The 15413-nt window shown below is 54.4% G+C and carries 18 protein-coding genes; 9 read left to right on the top strand and 9 right to left on the bottom strand.

The window, feature by feature from the left end; translation table 11 throughout:
• Window positions 1–338 precede the first annotated feature (338 nt).
• From BLS87_RS30235 to BLS87_RS30265, 7 genes are all read right to left on the bottom strand, one after another.
• Window positions 339–1271 (bottom strand): phage Gp37/Gp68 family protein, encoded by a 933-nt coding sequence (locus BLS87_RS30235; protein WP_074758622.1) that lies wholly within the window; start codon window positions 1269–1271, stop codon window positions 339–341.
• Window positions 1272–1394: 123 nt separating this feature from the next.
• A complete protein-coding gene (locus BLS87_RS30240) occupies window positions 1395–2195 on the bottom strand; it encodes a hypothetical protein (RefSeq protein ID WP_074758624.1) in 801 nt (266 codons plus the stop codon).
• A 68-nt stretch (window positions 2196–2263) separates the two neighbouring features.
• Entirely contained in the window at window positions 2264–2746 is a 483-nt protein-coding gene (locus BLS87_RS30245; protein ID WP_074758626.1) for a DUF2726 domain-containing protein, read from the bottom strand.
• An 84-nt stretch (window positions 2747–2830) separates the two neighbouring features.
• Window positions 2831–3511 (bottom strand): hypothetical protein, encoded by a 681-nt coding sequence (locus BLS87_RS30250; RefSeq protein WP_074758628.1) that lies wholly within the window; start codon window positions 3509–3511, stop codon window positions 2831–2833.
• Window positions 3504–3899: a hypothetical protein gene (locus BLS87_RS30255; RefSeq protein ID WP_074758630.1), complete on the bottom strand. Its 396-nt coding sequence runs from the start codon at window positions 3897–3899 to the stop codon at window positions 3504–3506. The genes BLS87_RS30250 and BLS87_RS30255 overlap by 8 nt, the downstream gene beginning before the upstream one ends.
• A gap of 33 nt (window positions 3900–3932) precedes the next feature.
• Window positions 3933–5834 carry a UvrD-helicase domain-containing protein gene (locus BLS87_RS30260; RefSeq protein ID WP_208605224.1) on the bottom strand — a complete coding sequence of 634 codons (1902 nt, stop codon included), beginning with the start codon at window positions 5832–5834 and terminating at the stop codon, window positions 3933–3935.
• Window positions 5831–6121 carry a hypothetical protein gene (locus BLS87_RS30265; RefSeq protein ID WP_074758634.1) on the bottom strand — a complete coding sequence of 97 codons (291 nt, stop codon included), beginning with the start codon at window positions 6119–6121 and terminating at the stop codon, window positions 5831–5833. The genes BLS87_RS30260 and BLS87_RS30265 overlap by 4 nt, the downstream gene beginning before the upstream one ends.
• Before the next feature lie 1069 nt (window positions 6122–7190).
• Here BLS87_RS30265 and BLS87_RS33960 point away from each other — a divergent pair.
• Window positions 7191–7454 (top strand): hypothetical protein, encoded by a 264-nt coding sequence (locus BLS87_RS33960; protein WP_143024519.1) that lies wholly within the window; start codon window positions 7191–7193, stop codon window positions 7452–7454.
• 259 nt (window positions 7455–7713) lie between these two features.
• On the opposite strand, the gene BLS87_RS30270 is transcribed toward BLS87_RS33960, so the two are convergent.
• Window positions 7714–8241, bottom strand: a complete 528-nt coding sequence (locus BLS87_RS30270) for a hypothetical protein (RefSeq protein ID WP_074758636.1) — start codon at window positions 8239–8241, stop codon at window positions 7714–7716.
• A 223-nt stretch (window positions 8242–8464) separates the two neighbouring features.
• Between BLS87_RS30270 and BLS87_RS30275 the strand changes: the two genes are divergently transcribed.
• The 4 genes from BLS87_RS30275 (at window position 8465) to BLS87_RS30295 (ending at window position 12134) form a co-directional block, all read left to right on the top strand.
• A complete protein-coding gene (locus BLS87_RS30275) occupies window positions 8465–9496 on the top strand; it encodes a ParM/StbA family protein (RefSeq protein ID WP_074758638.1) in 1032 nt (343 codons plus the stop codon).
• Entirely contained in the window at window positions 9489–10169 is a 681-nt protein-coding gene (locus tag BLS87_RS34490) for a hypothetical protein (RefSeq protein ID WP_208605225.1), read from the top strand. The genes BLS87_RS30275 and BLS87_RS34490 overlap by 8 nt, the downstream gene beginning before the upstream one ends.
• 40 nt (window positions 10170–10209) lie before the next feature.
• Window positions 10210–10734 carry an RDD family protein gene (locus BLS87_RS30285; RefSeq protein WP_074758640.1) on the top strand — a complete coding sequence of 175 codons (525 nt, stop codon included), beginning with the start codon at window positions 10210–10212 and terminating at the stop codon, window positions 10732–10734.
• A gap of 764 nt (window positions 10735–11498) precedes the next feature.
• Window positions 11499–12134 carry a hypothetical protein gene (locus tag BLS87_RS30295; protein ID WP_208605227.1) on the top strand — a complete coding sequence of 212 codons (636 nt, stop codon included), beginning with the start codon at window positions 11499–11501 and terminating at the stop codon, window positions 12132–12134.
• Between the two features lie 46 nt (window positions 12135–12180).
• Here BLS87_RS30295 and BLS87_RS33965 read toward each other — a convergent pair whose 3' ends face one another.
• Window positions 12181–12624 carry a hypothetical protein gene (locus BLS87_RS33965; protein ID WP_143024520.1) on the bottom strand — a complete coding sequence of 148 codons (444 nt, stop codon included), beginning with the start codon at window positions 12622–12624 and terminating at the stop codon, window positions 12181–12183.
• Between the two features lie 146 nt (window positions 12625–12770).
• Here BLS87_RS33965 and BLS87_RS30300 point away from each other — a divergent pair, with 146 nt between their 5' ends.
• The 4 genes from BLS87_RS30300 to BLS87_RS30310 all read left to right on the top strand — a co-directional run bounded on the left by BLS87_RS30300 (window position 12771) and on the right by BLS87_RS30310 (window position 15412).
• A complete protein-coding gene (locus BLS87_RS30300) occupies window positions 12771–13778 on the top strand; it encodes a lambda-exonuclease family protein (RefSeq protein WP_083370798.1) in 1008 nt (335 codons plus the stop codon).
• 62 nt (window positions 13779–13840) lie between these two features.
• Window positions 13841–14425 (top strand): hypothetical protein, encoded by a 585-nt coding sequence (locus BLS87_RS30305; RefSeq protein ID WP_074758646.1) that lies wholly within the window; start codon window positions 13841–13843, stop codon window positions 14423–14425.
• A 250-nt stretch (window positions 14426–14675) separates the two neighbouring features.
• Window positions 14676–14960, top strand: coding sequence for a hypothetical protein (locus BLS87_RS33970; protein ID WP_143024521.1), 285 nt, complete (start codon window positions 14676–14678; stop codon window positions 14958–14960).
• Between the two features lie 167 nt (window positions 14961–15127).
• Window positions 15128–15412, top strand: coding sequence for a hypothetical protein (locus BLS87_RS30310; protein WP_074758648.1), 285 nt, complete (start codon window positions 15128–15130; stop codon window positions 15410–15412).
• The last annotated feature ends 1 nt before the right edge of the window (window position 15413 follow it).

The raw sequence follows: 15413 nt of genomic DNA on the forward strand, positions 1-15413 counted from the left end.
TCGCAGTTTTGACTCAAAAATTGGTCAGGCAGACCGCCGGGACCATAAATACAGAGACCAATCGAAAAAACCAAAATGTTCGACTCTCTCTCTTTTATCGCCCTGTCCCTGCCACTCCTGGCCCTCAACTGGGCCGACCAAGCCAAACCCTTCGGCCCACTACTCCAACTACTCAGTTTACTGGTGGCCGTCGTCGGGTGTGGGTTCACCGTGGCCAACGTCGTCCATCACTGGTGACCTCGATACTCGCCGAATCCGGGGCTGGGCCCCGGACATAGGCGGCGCTGGTAAATTGTATGCCATCTTGCTTTCAAATCAAAACACGTAGCAATACGTATTCAGCGTTTTGCGATACACGATCTGTATTTTGTCTGGTCAGTCGCCCTTGAGGTCGAGCCGCTTACCTGAACCAGTACCTGTGACGGGTAGCCGTTGTGCACCTGGCCATCGAGCGAACGCCCGGAGGCCTTCTTCCCAGCCCACCCCATTACCCAGCCATCTTCGGTGGTTACCTTGTTCGGTTGAACAGGTACGCCTTCCGCCTGGCCCAACATGGGTATCCATTCACCCCACTGTTTCAGCATGAAGGGGATTTGATTCACGGCACATTGATCACGAAGGCCGCGTACCCAGTCCGGCGACATGGGCCGTGCAGAGCTACCGCTTTCCCCGCCGACGATGACCCAATGGAGCCCGCTCAGATCCCCGTTAACGCTCTTCGATAACAACCTGATGGGCCCAATCAGTGGCTCGATGCTGAGAAATCTGATTCGAGCGGGTGCCGCCATCAGTTTCGGCAAGTCGCGATCGGCCTCTGCCTGATTGCAAACCGTGGCACCGATCCAGACATTTGGGTACTGGGCTGCAAAGTCCTCCGCCTGGGGGAGCATGTGATTCACATTCCCGATCCGTTTGGTCAGCAGCAGCCAATCCAGATTCGGCGTATCTGCAATCAGTTGCCACAGAGCCTCACGCCACTCCGATGGAACCTCGTTGTCGAAAACGTCGGCAAGGCTTGCACAGAAGACACGCCGACGGCGCCCGTGATCAGCCTGGAAGCTCTCTGCTGCCGCATCCCACTTACGGGGCTGCTGCCAGTTGCCGGCGCTCGTGCGGCGCCTTGACTGCCCCACGCCCCAGGCCACCCCGAGGGTCCGCGCTGGTGTGCTACGGGCTGCATAGCAGTCATCGCACGCCGGGCTCACTTGGGTGCAGCCTATCCAGGGGTTGAAGGTGGAATCCGCCCACTCAATTTTGGTCTGTTCGCTCATTCTCATCGCCTTGTTATCGATCGGATTGCAGTGACCTGCTAGCGGGTCGCTGATCAGTGCTTCGAACGGGTGGTCTGTCTGTGTAATTGGTCAAGTTTGGAGGGCTGTGCAGAGGTCCAACCGTCATTCGCCGCACCCAGCAGGACAACACCAGGTATCCAAGCCGTGACGACAAATTCCGATAGCGCGTTGCTCCTCCTGATGGGTGTGCAATTCGCACGGAGACATGTAGCCGTAGGCCGCTCGGGCATAACTGAACGCTGCAAGGGCGGATGGTGACAGCTCGTCATCACCGAACTGGTCAAGCATGTTGGAGCAAAAGTCGGTGAAAACGACTCCGTCGTAGGTTGGAAACCGTTTACACGAATCGCCGTACATTTCATCAATGATCCCGACGATCTCCCGGGTCGGCGGGAACGACCTCAATACAGCTGCTCCCGGCGTTTCCGACGGGCGTGCCATCTTCACTACACCCATGCCCGGTCTTACGTAGTGGACGCGGACATCCGATCCACTGGAACTGAACACCGCGCTTTCGGATGAGCTCAGATCGTTACGCCAGTGGAGTATCAACAGAGCTCGTCCACCGACTTCGACTGTTTGGAAAATCTTGTCCTCGGTTACGTCCACAATGGGCCCTAAGTAACACTGGCCAGGCATTGCCCACTCATGGCGTAACCGTCGAAAACCTTTATTTGAATATGGGCGGCGTTCCTCCCACTCGTCGAGGCTGCTCTGCGCCCCACGGTCAAAGGCTTCGCTGAGAGCTGGCTGGGATTTCATGAACCCAGTCTTTTCATCCCCGCTGAAGCCAGACTGCTCGGCCAGGCTCAGCGCAACTTCGCTGTACGCTGTATCACCACAAGTTTCGAAAAGCGCCCAATTCGCACGCGCCTCAAGTTGTAAGTCGAACACTGCAACCATCTCATCTCTCCCGCTTCGGTATTGCTGTTAGAAGGAATGCGATCGCCCCCGCAGAGCAAAAGCGAGTCTCAGAGTTTGAGATCTTTGCGGATCTGCGCAGGGGCTGGCATTGCTCGGTACCGAACGACGGATACACCCACAGCTTTCATCAGCTCGTCACGACGCCGATCTTTGGATCTGGCCTTGGCATTGTTGTGAGTGGAGTCATCAACCTCGACTAATGCCACCGGTTTGAGCTTCTTGTCGCACAACAGGAAATCGCAACGGTTATGGGCGACGACATGCCGGGCATGGTTCTTGTCGGTCAAGGCCGTGGCCTTCACTTTGATGAAAGCGCCAAACACCACCTGGGGGGCGATGACCAGGTCATCACGAACCGCCTCTTTGAGCCGCCAGAAGAAATCCTGTTCGCGCTCGGTGAGTAGCGGTATGCACTGGTAGTGTTTCGTCGAGTACCGCTTGCGGCTGCCCAACAGGCGATACAGCACAACCGCCAACAGGCAGGCGACGATGATCCACAGGTTCGATTTCAGCAATTCAGCAAAATACATGGGATTACCTTACAGATTCAGGACGCGTACCTATACGCGAAAACCAACAAAAAAGGCGTTAGTTCGCCCGTGCAGTTTGACAAGTCAGCCGGCTATCGGCGCAATCGGCGATCCCAGTCGAGGGTAAGAGCTCAGGGGCACCATCGACGGCAATACGTCTGGATTTCCTGAGCAGGGTTGCTCCCGAAGCACTGACCGGATAAGGTCTGCCAAAGCGGTACCAACGGTGCACAGCTTCACCAGCTCGTCATCCAGTTTGGCCAGGGCGTGCGCGGATCGAGCCGCCGCCATTTTTCGTGCCGACTTGACCAACCGCATCAATCGCTCACTGTCCATCCCGCCCGCCTGCCTCGCCTCTCCCAAGACCCATTCCGCAATCACCACTGGATCTGAACCAGCAACCAATGAGCACGCCTGTGCCAGGGAAAGGAGATCCGAGGTTCGCATCTGCCGTGACTGACGGTTGATGCTCGCCACCATCCGTACACCTTGATCGGTCAGGATGTACACATTGGCGTGCTCGTGTTGCTGACAGCACGAAAGCGGGGAGCGTGAAACCAGTCCTTTGTCCTCCAACAACCAGCAGGCCTCGGATGCAGACATCCAGTGACCGCGGCTGTGGTACCAATGTCGAGCCACTTTCCAGAGCGGCGCATCGCACTCGCGCCAACTACCGCTCTTGCCCAGAGAGCGCAACATGATGAACTCACCAGGAGTCAGCCTCGAAGCATGCCCCGGCCGGACTTCAGATTCATCCTTACTCATCAGCCACCTCCAGATGACCGGTTACCGCCGGTAGCTGCTGCGAGATGCCACTCTCCATGCCCGCTTGCGCGGACCCGTCAACGGCCAGCCCCTTGCCCTTCTTGGTCTTTCTCTGGGCGCGGAATGACATCCCCTCATTGACCAGCTCTAGAATTTCCTGGGACATCTGCTGTTGAACGATACGAGAGTTGCCCATGCTCCAGTTCGCCTCGGTCCGATGGACGTCTGCGGCTTTTGCCCACTCGCGCAATGTTTCCCGTGCACCGGAAATGCTGCCTCGGATCTTGCAGAAGATTTCGAACATCAGAGGGTCGATCGACACTGATGAGCGTTTCAATTGGCCGTCCACGACACGCCGATAGGTGATACGGATGAAGTCGTCAGCCATGACAGCCCCCCGCTCCGCCCTTGCGCAAGCGCATCAGGCGACTTCCAGTTGAAGGTCAAACACCAGGCGCTGGGTGATCGCCGGACAGCCAATGAACAGACCGCCAGAGAGTCGGCCCTGGCGAACCATCGACGCGACCAGATCAGCAATCTGTGCCACTGGCCCGCCGATCGCATTCGCGATGGCCGGCGCAGTCAACGCGCCCTGACGCAAGATAGCCAGCTCGATACGGGACTGAACGTCGTCATCCTCGAACAACAGGGAAGCGTCGGCACCTACCAGCTCGGCGATTGTGGCCCGCGCTCCCACACCGTTGAGAGAAGCAAAGCCTTCGCCCTCTTGTTCACGGCTCAGAACCAGCGAAAGGCCCCCGGCTTGTTCAGTGGTGTTGAAAGCCGACGGAACCACTTCGCCTGTCAGCCCCATGGTTTCGCAGTAGCGGATCACAGCCATAATTTGCTCATTCAGCTCAATGGAATGCATCGTCCGAGTCAGAGCGACGTACAACAGGTGCAACTCCTGACGCAGTTCAGGTGTATCGAGCGACAGCGGAAGCCCAGCATCGGTGATCAGGTTGATGAAGTCCCCCAGCAACACCACTTGAGGAAACTCAAAACCTTTGCAGCGGTGAGCGGTGGTCAGCACAACGGTTGCGTCCTCGATCTTGCTGACGCATGCCGCCTTGACCTGGTCCACCAGCATTGGCACTTGGTCACCGTACTGCTTGGCAACGCTGATGAGGGCATGCACCTCTTTGTCATCCGTATCATTCGCATACTGCTCCAGCTGTTGAAACGAACTGAAAGCACTGATCAGAGGATCACGCAGACGAACGCCTGTGCCGGCTCGCAGGTGGTGTACTTCAACCAGCTTATCGAACGGGTACTCATCGATCCCGCCCACGAAGTACAAACGCTGCGAACCCAGCAAGCCGACTGCGCTGGCAAAGAGCTTCGCATTAGTGCGCCCAATGACGGCGTATGGACGGGTGCGATCGACTACGAACTGAGTGGCGAGATCATCCCGAGAGGAACGTACAGGGACCTGCTCGCCTGCGAACTCGCGAAGAAGCATCGTCGCCAGATTCGCAATGCCTGGACCGAAGCGGTGGCTTTCGGAAAGCGAAACAACTTCATCAAACTGTGCAGGATCGAACGTGCTGTAGGCACCGCGAAAACCGAAGATCGCTTGGAACTCATCACCGGCAAGACGAACCGGGCAGGTTTGGCGAAGGATCACTGCGGCGAAGACCGGATTGGTGTCTTGATACTCGTCCAGCAGGATTTGGTTGTATCGGTAGCTGAGGTCAGGGTTACCAAGACTCCACAGCTTCAGGTAGCCATCGTGCGGCATACGCAGTGGAGTGGTATCGAGGAATTCGGCACGTTCGGCTTGGGTCTCACCGCAGCCCCGAGACCACTGGCGCAAACGCAACAGATCTGTCCAGACATGCTCTGCCCACTCGACCATCTTCGGACGGTCATCCCCCTGAAGCATGGATGGTACGTGCACCGGCAAGATGTCGGCGTCCGCCGACACCATGTAGTTGTGCAATGTGTCCAGAAGGTGGCGGGCGAACGCCATCGGGATCGAATAGGCCTTGGCCAACTGCGAGGGATAGAGATCCCCCTGCTTGCCAGTCTTTTTAAACTGCCCACCCACTTCCCACGCCAGACCATGGCTGGTCTTGGTTGTCACATTCGATGGAAAGCGAGCCGCTGCATCGTCCTTGTTTGCCTTACCAAAGGTGACATACAGGATCTGGTCGTCGGGGTTGCGAAGCGCGTGCTCGATCAGCAGTGATGTTTTCCCATTACCAGCCTTGGCGCGGACCAGCAGGCGGCGTGCCGTGCTGGACAGAGCAGCTGATTGCTCAACGTTAGGGGTGAATGCTCGTGCGGCCATAGCCGGCCTCCTTGTGGTTTGGGTGATCAATCGTCTTTATCGTCGCGGTAAAACGTGCCGAACATGTCTGTGAACTGGTCAGCCTTGTCTAAATGAACCTTGTGGGATCTGCTCTTGCGGTCTGCGGTGTTCTCGCCAGGGAAGAGGTTAAAGAAGACGACCATCGGGATGGAGCAAACAATCGCAAAGAGGAAGGACAACCCAAATACCCAACCGCCAAATGCACGGAAGGCATATGCGGCCCAAACGAAGGCGGCTAAAGCCAGCGCTATAGAACCGATCCCCTTCCCTACCTGCTTAATCATGTACTTGGTCATTGCGACATCTCCTGAGCACAACCATTTATGACTCAAGATTACCTATAGATTTGGTTCAGCGCAACACAAATTATAGGTACGTGTTATAAATAACTACACAACCATTTATGACGCTAGGCATGCAAAAGCCCGGTATGACTACGCAACCATTTATGCCCACGGAGTCACAAAAGCAGGATCCGAGAACACAACCATTTATGATTGAGCCGGGCCCCAAAAGCGAGTCAGTCGGCAGGCCAATACAGGGTGTTCCACGCTGATGAATAGATGCCGCATGAGCTACATCCCGAGCCAGGCACCCTTGGTGAAACCGATCTGACAAATCCCGACTCTGAAACTCCGCATCAGGATCGATCGCCGGAACCCTAAAGGCACTGAACAGAAAAAGCTGACTCGGATCAAACCATGCCCACCTGCAAACGAAGACGGATCCCTCTCCGCTCAGCAGTCCACGGCTCAAACTCCGCCACCACCGCCGGCTTACCCTCTGCACAGCGCTACGCCCAGCCCCGGCGAATACCGCGTCGCCAACCATCTGCGTCGACCCACGACAGATCCCACTCCGCCACCACCCACCGTCGCCGACCTCACCCCGCCCGCCAGGTCTGCGCCGCCGCCTTTGCACCGCCCGCCGCTCCTTCACCCCGCCGCATCCTTCTCAGCCGGCTCTGCCCTCCCCCCGTCAGATCCTTCCTGGGGTCACCACCGTGAAGCCTCTGGACTGATCGGCCTGCCAGTCGGCTGACAGACGCACTGGATCGAGATTCGGGCGATGGCCGTATAGGCACAAATGGTTATGCTCCGACATGAAGAAAAGCGGGTACCGCCGCAACATCGAAATAGCCATCTGAACAAGAGACGCTGATGCTGGTTGTGCGAGATTGAGCGCGACACTAGAGGTGGCACAACACGCAGTGAAAGAAAGGACAGTTGCAGAAGACAAACCCAGAATTGTGCATGCACGAGTAAGTATGGAACATGTGAGGAGAAGAAATGAAAGCAGCAAAAGAGCTCAGAGTGACAGCTGCAAAGGTGACAATGACTTCAGCGGTGAGAGCGACAAGTAAGAATGCAAGAAGTACCCGAGACAGAACTGCCCGCGAGATTACCGCGAAGGGCCAAACAATCAGATAATGCACCCGCACAAGACGCAGAATCAAAAGTGATTTCAGCACAAGTGCGTGCGCTACAAGAGGGAGAAGTTGCCGCCGTGCTCGTGGAAGGAGAGAAAGGAGAAAAGAAAATTAAATTAATTAAAGGGATGGGCGCGACCCGCCAAGAGTCAGACTCAACCAGCGCTCAAGATGAACGTACGCCCGTCATCGGCAGCTGAAAGTAATTCTCCGCCAATGATTCAAACTCGGCCCGCCAGAAGCCTCAGATCAGACTCCGCCACACCACCGTTATGCTTCTGAATCGCTTCGCCAAAGCCGCAAGGTCCCACATCGCGTAACACCGGTTTGCTTATGATCTGCTTCACCAACGCCTAAGTTCACACGCCGCCCGTCACCGAACTGTTTCTGGTCCATCTCGGCAACAAAAAGGCCCTGACGACTTTCATCGGCAAGGCCTCGATTACGCTGGTTGCTGGGCTACTCGTCGATATCAATCACACCCTCATACTTGGCTTCAACCTGATCCAGCATGCCCGCCACAAGAGTTTCAAGATCGGAGAGCACTTCATCGCGTGTCCTGCTGGTTAGCGTCACGCCCTGAATCATATTGCGTAGACGTTCCTGCATCTGGGCCCGCAGTTCAAACAGTTTAGAAATACGTTCGCACAACACGAGCATGAGCTTGTGGTTGGGCTCAAACTCCCGAGCCCTCTTCACTCTTTTGGTCAGGCCCTGGTGGCTGATGTTTGTAGACATCCATTTGCCTTTGCCCGCACGCAGCTTGCGGTAGACGCGCACGAATGGTCTGGCCTGCCCACGGTGGCTGTTGAAGTCGATGGCGATTCGGCCTGTCTGGAACGGCTGCATCACGTACAGCAGATCTCCCATCCGAACCAGGAGATTGTCGATGCGGATGAGGTACTCGATAGCGGTGTCAATTGCGTCCCTGCCGCGCTGCCGGAGCTCTTCGAAATCGTCGATCGAGGGGGGGTTGTGTATAGCCATTGTTTAAGCGTTCGCCGGGGGGTTGTGTATAGCCGCGCCAAAGAGGCGTTCGGGGCGGATTTTGTTCGGCTACTGTTGGTATTGTCAATACGTGTTATGTATCTTAAACTCGCATCAATGTGCACCATACAGTAGGCAGTACGCATTCCACTGTAGTAAGTGAATAGTGTGGAGTGCACATCGTTTCCAGTACGTAACCCATTGATCTGTAGGAAGTTAATTCATGAAAGTTCGCACCGTTGTAGGCCTTGATGCCGGCCGTAGCGCCATGAAAGTCGTTGCATACCACGGGTCAAAGAGATTCGACGTGATTTTCCCCACCCTGGTTGTGGCTGCGGTGGAATTGAGCGACCCCACGACCGCTGCTCGGGCAAAACTGGAAACCGAAACGGTTGATGGCAAAGCCTTCTTCACCGGTGACACGGCCAGGCTGCAAGGCAACCTCACATCATCGGTAGGGCTGAATGACAACTGGACCGATACGCCTGAATATCTTGCTCTGATTCAGTCAGCGATCACCCGACTAAAGCACCAAGGAGTTCCCGGTCTTGATGATGCACTGATCGTAATCGGTACTCCTGCCAGGCTGTTCGGATCGCGCCAAGAAAGTCTTGTAGCCCGCACAAGTAAAGCTCTTCCTGCGGGGGTTGAATTGAAAGCTCTTCCTCAGCCTATGGGTGCTTACTGTGACTACATTCTTGATAAATCAGGAATGCCCATCAAAGAAAAGTTAATGGGCCAAGGCGGGAAATTGAAATCCTATGGCGTCATTGAAGGTGGACATTTCTCCACCGACTTTTTGTTGATGAAAGAGGGGCAATATATCGAACGGGGTGCTGACTCTTGTTCTGGGATGAGTACCGCAGCTGAGCGACTACGCCATATTCTCGCGAAAAAAGAGATTCAGGCCAGTCTTGTCGAATGCGAAGAGTCCTTCACTTCTAAGTGCTTGTATCAGTTCGGTACCGAACTGAACATTGAGGAAGAAATTGGCGAAGGACAAGGTCATGTCATTCAGGAGATCATCGCAAAGGCGAATTCTCTCTTCGCGGATGACGCACGCTCGCTTACCGGCATTCTTATCGCGGGCGGTAGCGCTGGTGCAATTTACAATGTCACTTCCCAGACCTGGAAACACAGCATCCTCCTACCGAACTCTCGATGGGCAGTCGCGGACGGCTTCGCCAGATATGCTCTCGGACAACTGATCCGGGCATCCGTCAATGCAAACTCCCAGGCCGCCGTAAATGGCTAAGCTCATACGGGTTTATGACCCGAACGAAAAAGAGCGGAAAATAAATCTTAATATTCCCGAGGATGCATGCCCTGGCCTTCTGGAGTTCATGTCAGAACTTCCGTATGGAAATGATACCCCCTTGATCCGTGGCGTTTTCTACCAGTGGTATCTGCGCAACCTTGAGGCGGGCACTCTGGATGAAGCCCTGAATGAGGTGTTGGCGGGGCCGGGAGGGCTGATTCCAACGGGAAGGCAATCCCGTCGAGAAGCCGCTCCGCAACCATCGAGAAAAAAACGTATGCCTCGGCAGCGTGAGGTGACGGCAAGAGCACTTACCGGTACGTCGCCCTCTGCTGGCGTTCACTCTGATGACCAGACATCACCAGGTCATCAACCAACCGGAAGAGGTTTGGATGCCCTTGAGCCGAAAGGTGGTGACAGCCATCCAGCTGAAACCGTGGGGAGCATGGCAACTGAAAGTGCGCACTCTCCAGTTCTCGATCAGGTGGTGGCCGCCCCTCTTCCCCCGTCGATCGGCGAAGCGGCGACAAACGCTGGACCTACAGCCGCACAACCCGGGTTACTGCAAGATCGAGAAGAGGAGTTGGCGCAACCCAATCCTCCTGAATCACCTATTCCGGACGCGGACCAAATGGCCGTTCTGAACTCCATGGGCGCGATGTTCGGTTAAGTCGAGCCGGGCATGCGTCACACCAGAAGGACAATCGAGCATGAGTATTTACAGACGATCTGCTTTCTTGCTTCAAAGGATTGGGGCGATGGCAATCGACCTGATTGTGATCGCCGCAACCCTTTCAGGCATTCTGGCATTGACTGCTTACCTGACTGTAGTTTTCAACCCCATCGCAGCCACTGGTCTAGCGCCAGTACCCGGTAGCACTATGGGATGGTTCGAGGGTATAGCGTTAAGCCTCGCACCCTTCTTTCTTGCTCTCCTCCCACTTGCCTGGTTGGTGTACGAGGTAGGGCTGACCCGAACGTGGAACGGTGCGACGATTGGGAAAGTCCTGTTCCGGCTTCGCACGTCTTCATTATCCGGGCAGTTAACCATCTGGCAGTGTTTGTTCCGCACGACGTTGAAAATCTTGTCCGTCGTCCTGCTTCTGAGTATCGGACAGCCCTTGATCCTGGTGGTGGCACTTCTAGCCTTCCTAGCACTGCCCATTTTCACTGTGAAAGCGCAAGCCCTGTTCGACTTTGTGGCATCGACCGCCGTAATCCCACGCACGACCTGAATCACCCTCACTTATGAACCGGCCACCGCGCCGGTTTTTTTTTCTCTCATCATGATTATCAACCCGTGTTGACCATAACCTCTTGCAAAGTTAACGGATACTGTTACTGGAGAAGCCAGTTTAGGTCCGAGGTCGCGAAGCCTCCTTTGTAGTCAGAAACACGGTAAAGGGTCAGCGCATTACCCAAATACCCCTTGAAACTACCGCTCCCTAATGCATCCCCTGTGTTTGCTCTGTGTTCTCGACTCGGTGATGCACCGCCAGTTTTGAGATCAGATCAATAGTCGTGTCCGGGCTTCTCCCAGGAACAGACAACGCAGCTGGACGATTAGGTCGCAGCGGTAAACCTTCAGGTCGTTCACCAATACGTGAACAAGCGCCAATGACTTCCCCGGACTCGCGTCCTTTACATAGCAACCAGGTGCAACTGGTGGGGATTCGCAAAGCTAGCCAAGCAGGAGTCGTATTGCTATCGATACTCCTAATGGCGACAAAAGAGGTGAGCTCAGTCTTGGTAACGGTGGATTCCACCTACAGCGCCGCGGCAGCTGTGGTTACCAGGACTGGGCTCTTTTGCATGTCAAAAGAGACCCAGTTTTTTTATACCTTGAGCCGACCTCCATCGGTGCTTCCGGATCTACCAGCCTTCCACTCATTTTCTATGCTCTTCCGCCTGCTTGACCATCGCTTCTGAAAATTTGCTGTAGCCAACCACGCAGACCAACCAGTATTATTGCTACATGTTATCCACCAGAGTCCTTCCCGTGATCAAACATCTGTTTGCGATTTTCGCGGCTACCTGCACCCTCTCATCCCTCACCGGTTGTGCTGCCAAACCTATCACGGTCGAAGACGGCCCAATTCGCATTCAGTCCGCCCAGATTAACGGCAGAATCCGAGAAGGCTGGACCGTGAAAGCTGTATCCAAGGATGGGCATCAGGAACTTGCCGACTATGCCAACCAATCGCTTAAAAAGGGTGGCTACAACCTGACCTCAGGTGATGCGAAACTCACATACTCCATCACTGAAATCTATGCAGGGCCGGCGTCCGACTATAAGGAGGCACACACCACCACAGGCAATGTCTTGGCGACAAGCGCATCGGTGGGTGTTTCAGTGGCGGCGTGCGCACTACTTCGCTCATGCAATGATGCAGGTGTGGTCGGTAACACAGTCACATCAGGCGTTACGTCTGCCTCTGACGCAGCGCAAAACTCAAATGGTCAGAATGTGAGTGACCTGAAAGCGGTCAGCCTAGTGATCCACAGCATTTGCATGACCGGAATGGGTTGTGCGAGCTCGGCAGCAGCGTCCTCCGATCCATCCGTAACTCTGGATGATCTGCGAACGGCGAACGCCGTGCGGGGATTTCCAATCACGATGCGCCTGGGAGAATAATCAGGGCAAAAGAAAACCCGGCTACGCAAAGTAGCCGGGTGTGAGCTCAGGCAGATCGCCAAGCTCGGGAGGTTATGTCTGCGGCCAGCGGGCATCGGGTCAACAGAATTCTGTCAGCACCAACATTATCCCAGTACCCTTCTACGCTCAGATGTTCAGCGCCATGCTGCTGCACTGACGTTCTCGAAGGCAGGGCTGACAAAAGACCAGGCGCAGACGCAGGGTGGCTGGTACGCACCAGCACTTCAGCTTCTTCTGATCGCCAAACCTCGTTGTCGCCTGATTCGCTTTCAAACAGGGTGATCAGCCGAGTATTCGTGGACTCAAACTCGTCCTGATCATAGTGCAATGCCAAAGAGCGGGCGGATGCAGGTTCCATTGCGTAGAGGTGGAAGCGTTGCATGCCAGAAGGCGCGGCCGGTATTGCCAGTATCCCCATCTCTGCCAAACGCCGGCACAAGCTTGCGGTTCGTTTTTCTAGGTCGTTCATACAGTAGGCCTTCAGTGTTAGACGTGACAGAGGGATATGTCGTACACGCCCTTACAAACGAATTTCACTGGAGACGTTACGCATCTCTACTCATCAGGACTAGCACCGACATCTTGTCGGCGAGGTCTGCCTTTGTGGAGTATCCAATGACCATGCGTATCATCACAGGCCCTGCGACGCAGCAAAACACCGCAGCATGGCTGGCGTGGCGTGCCAACGGCATCGGCGCCAGTGAAGCACCTGCAATCATGGGCACATCGAAGTTCCGAACCGCTTACGAGCTGTTTCGGCTTAGAAGGGGCATCGGCCCTCCCCCACCACCTAACCCTTTTCTGGACAGGATTCGTGCGAGGGGCCACCTGTTGGAACCCATTGCACGTCGAGCATATGAAAGGCATACCGGGACAACCGTTACACCAATCATTGCAGAGAGCAGCATCTACCCGTTCATCCGTGCCTCTTTCGACGGCTACAACGCGTTTGATGCGATACCTGTCGAGATCAAGTGCCCAGGAGATACCGCTCATGCTCTGGCAATGAAAGGCATCGTTCCACCTGAGTACGTTGACCAGGTCCAACAACAAATCTTTGTGGCAGAGGCGCAGTTCGCTCATTACTACTCGTTTGATGGGGAGAAAGGAGTACTGCTGAAGGTGCCTCGAAATCAGAAACGGATCGATCAGATCCTACGAGGTGATCATGAATTCTGGCACCGGCTGCAAACAGGGAAATGGGCCTCTGATGAATGGGTAGCGGCGGCAACTGCTTGGCAGTCTGCGCATCGCGAGTTGCAAGAAGCCCTCGCTCGTGAGGAGCAAGCGAGAAACGTACTTCTTACTCAGATGCCGCTCGGACGAAAACGACATGAGGGGAATGGAGTCTCTGTACTGCTATCACAGCGCAAGGGGCAAGTGGACTGGCGAAAGCTGCTCGCTGACAAAGGAATCAAAATCTCTGAAGATCAAATTGACCGTTACCGCAAACCAGCAACGGAAAATGCGATTGTCAGGGACACACAAGGAAATTCAAACATCCCGTCAGCCAACGTGCCTGGTAGCAGTGCCACTCCTCCGGCTCTTCATCCTGGGACGAAGTCATCAAAACCGTTCGATTCCATGGTCGACGTAGATCTGAAAATCGATCTCATTTTCTAAACGCTCAACCACCTCCCTCATAAGGGGAGGTTTTTTTTCGTCGAAAATAGAGTTAGGGGTCTGTGTTCGACATCTCCGAGCATCAAGACATCAACGGGGTAATCATGAGACAGCGCATTAATGGGCATCACATCGCATGGATAGTTATCCTGATAGGCACACTTGCATTGATATGCAGTGGCTACGCGGGAAAGGTTGCTTTGCTCATCTTGGGAGTGGCTATTAACCTGCCCATTTGGGCACTGTTCAAAACTGGTAACTTCACATACTGGCCAGCGGTTGAATCAGCTCCAATCGAGAAGTTTAAAACTGTACGGGAGAAACCGTTCCGAAGAGAGAACAACCAAATCGGTAACAAGGTGACCGTACAGAAGACCTACAACCTGGATGACATTCCTTACCCGCCGAAACGCGTCACCAAGCAATTGGCAAATCTGCCGAGCAGCAATGGGCTAGGTACTTCCAAATCCAATGTACTGAAAGCACCAGAATGCGCAATCCTTTCACGGAAGCCTTCAACACCGGCGCACACAGGCCCGACGGGCGCTGCCGTCCCCTCCTGCGAAGGTTTGCCTCAACGCAAGCCTTCATCAGAGGAAGCGGACTTTGAAGATAAACTCATCGCTCCGATGGACGTATTTCTTTAACTGCATCACACAAACCGTCGCTCCTTATGAGCGGCGGTTTTTTATTTCTGAAAACTGTCTTACAATCCTGAGCGCACTTAGCTAATCGATTTTTTGCATACGTAAATTTCTGCATACCAAATTTTGCAGGCACTAAAGTGTAACAAAAGTTGAACTTTTTTGACGTCAGTTTGTTGACCCGTTTATCTACAGGTCCCTATAATTTGATTCTTGGATCCGATCACCGGAATTGAGAATTAGGGATACTTACATGTCATATGGTTTAGACAACTCTCAAGGCGCAACAGAAATTGGCCTGTCCTCTCTGGGGTGCCTCTCCACTGAAGGCCGTCCGCGTTGCCCTCGCTTCAATAAGAACTGCTCAGTATCCTGCGCCACAAAATGCATGATCAAAGCAATGACCGATTTTCCTGAAGCGAAAGCTGAAATACTTCTAGCGGGTATCCAGATTGCGTCCGGGTTTGCATCTGATACTGCTCAAGTCATTAGTGCACTAGGCCGCTTTGAAAGAGCAATCCAGGTCACTACCTTCTGAAGATGGCCACTCGCCTCCACCAAAAATAGCGCCTGCGTAATGCACAGTACACTGACAGTATCGTCGCGATCTTCCAGTTACGCGTTATGGATTCGATTGACGTGGTCTGTCACGTACGTATAATCAAAATCAGCGACCTAACAGGTTGCGAGTAGAGGTAATGTTTCATGATCCACGAATACTCCCCAATCGAGATCGGCCTTGATGCTCTCGGTATTGAACCTGGTCAAAACCCTCTTGCTGTGTTTGAGCTCGAAGGAAAGGACCAAGCTTGCCAGGAACAAGTCGTTAGCGAGCGGATAGAACAAGCGATGATTTCGTATCCCGAGATCAAGATTGAGATCTTGGCTGCCGGAATGTCGATTCTGTTGAAGGTGTCCTCAAGCATCGGACATTTTAGAGACGTTGTTCTACCCCGACTCGATCGCTCTGTGGACTTCGTGGCTTCGTAGG

Origin of the sequence: Pseudomonas abietaniphila (assembly GCF_900100795.1) — a bacterium.
Classification (GTDB): Bacteria; Pseudomonadota; Gammaproteobacteria; order Pseudomonadales; family Pseudomonadaceae; genus Aquipseudomonas; species Aquipseudomonas abietaniphila.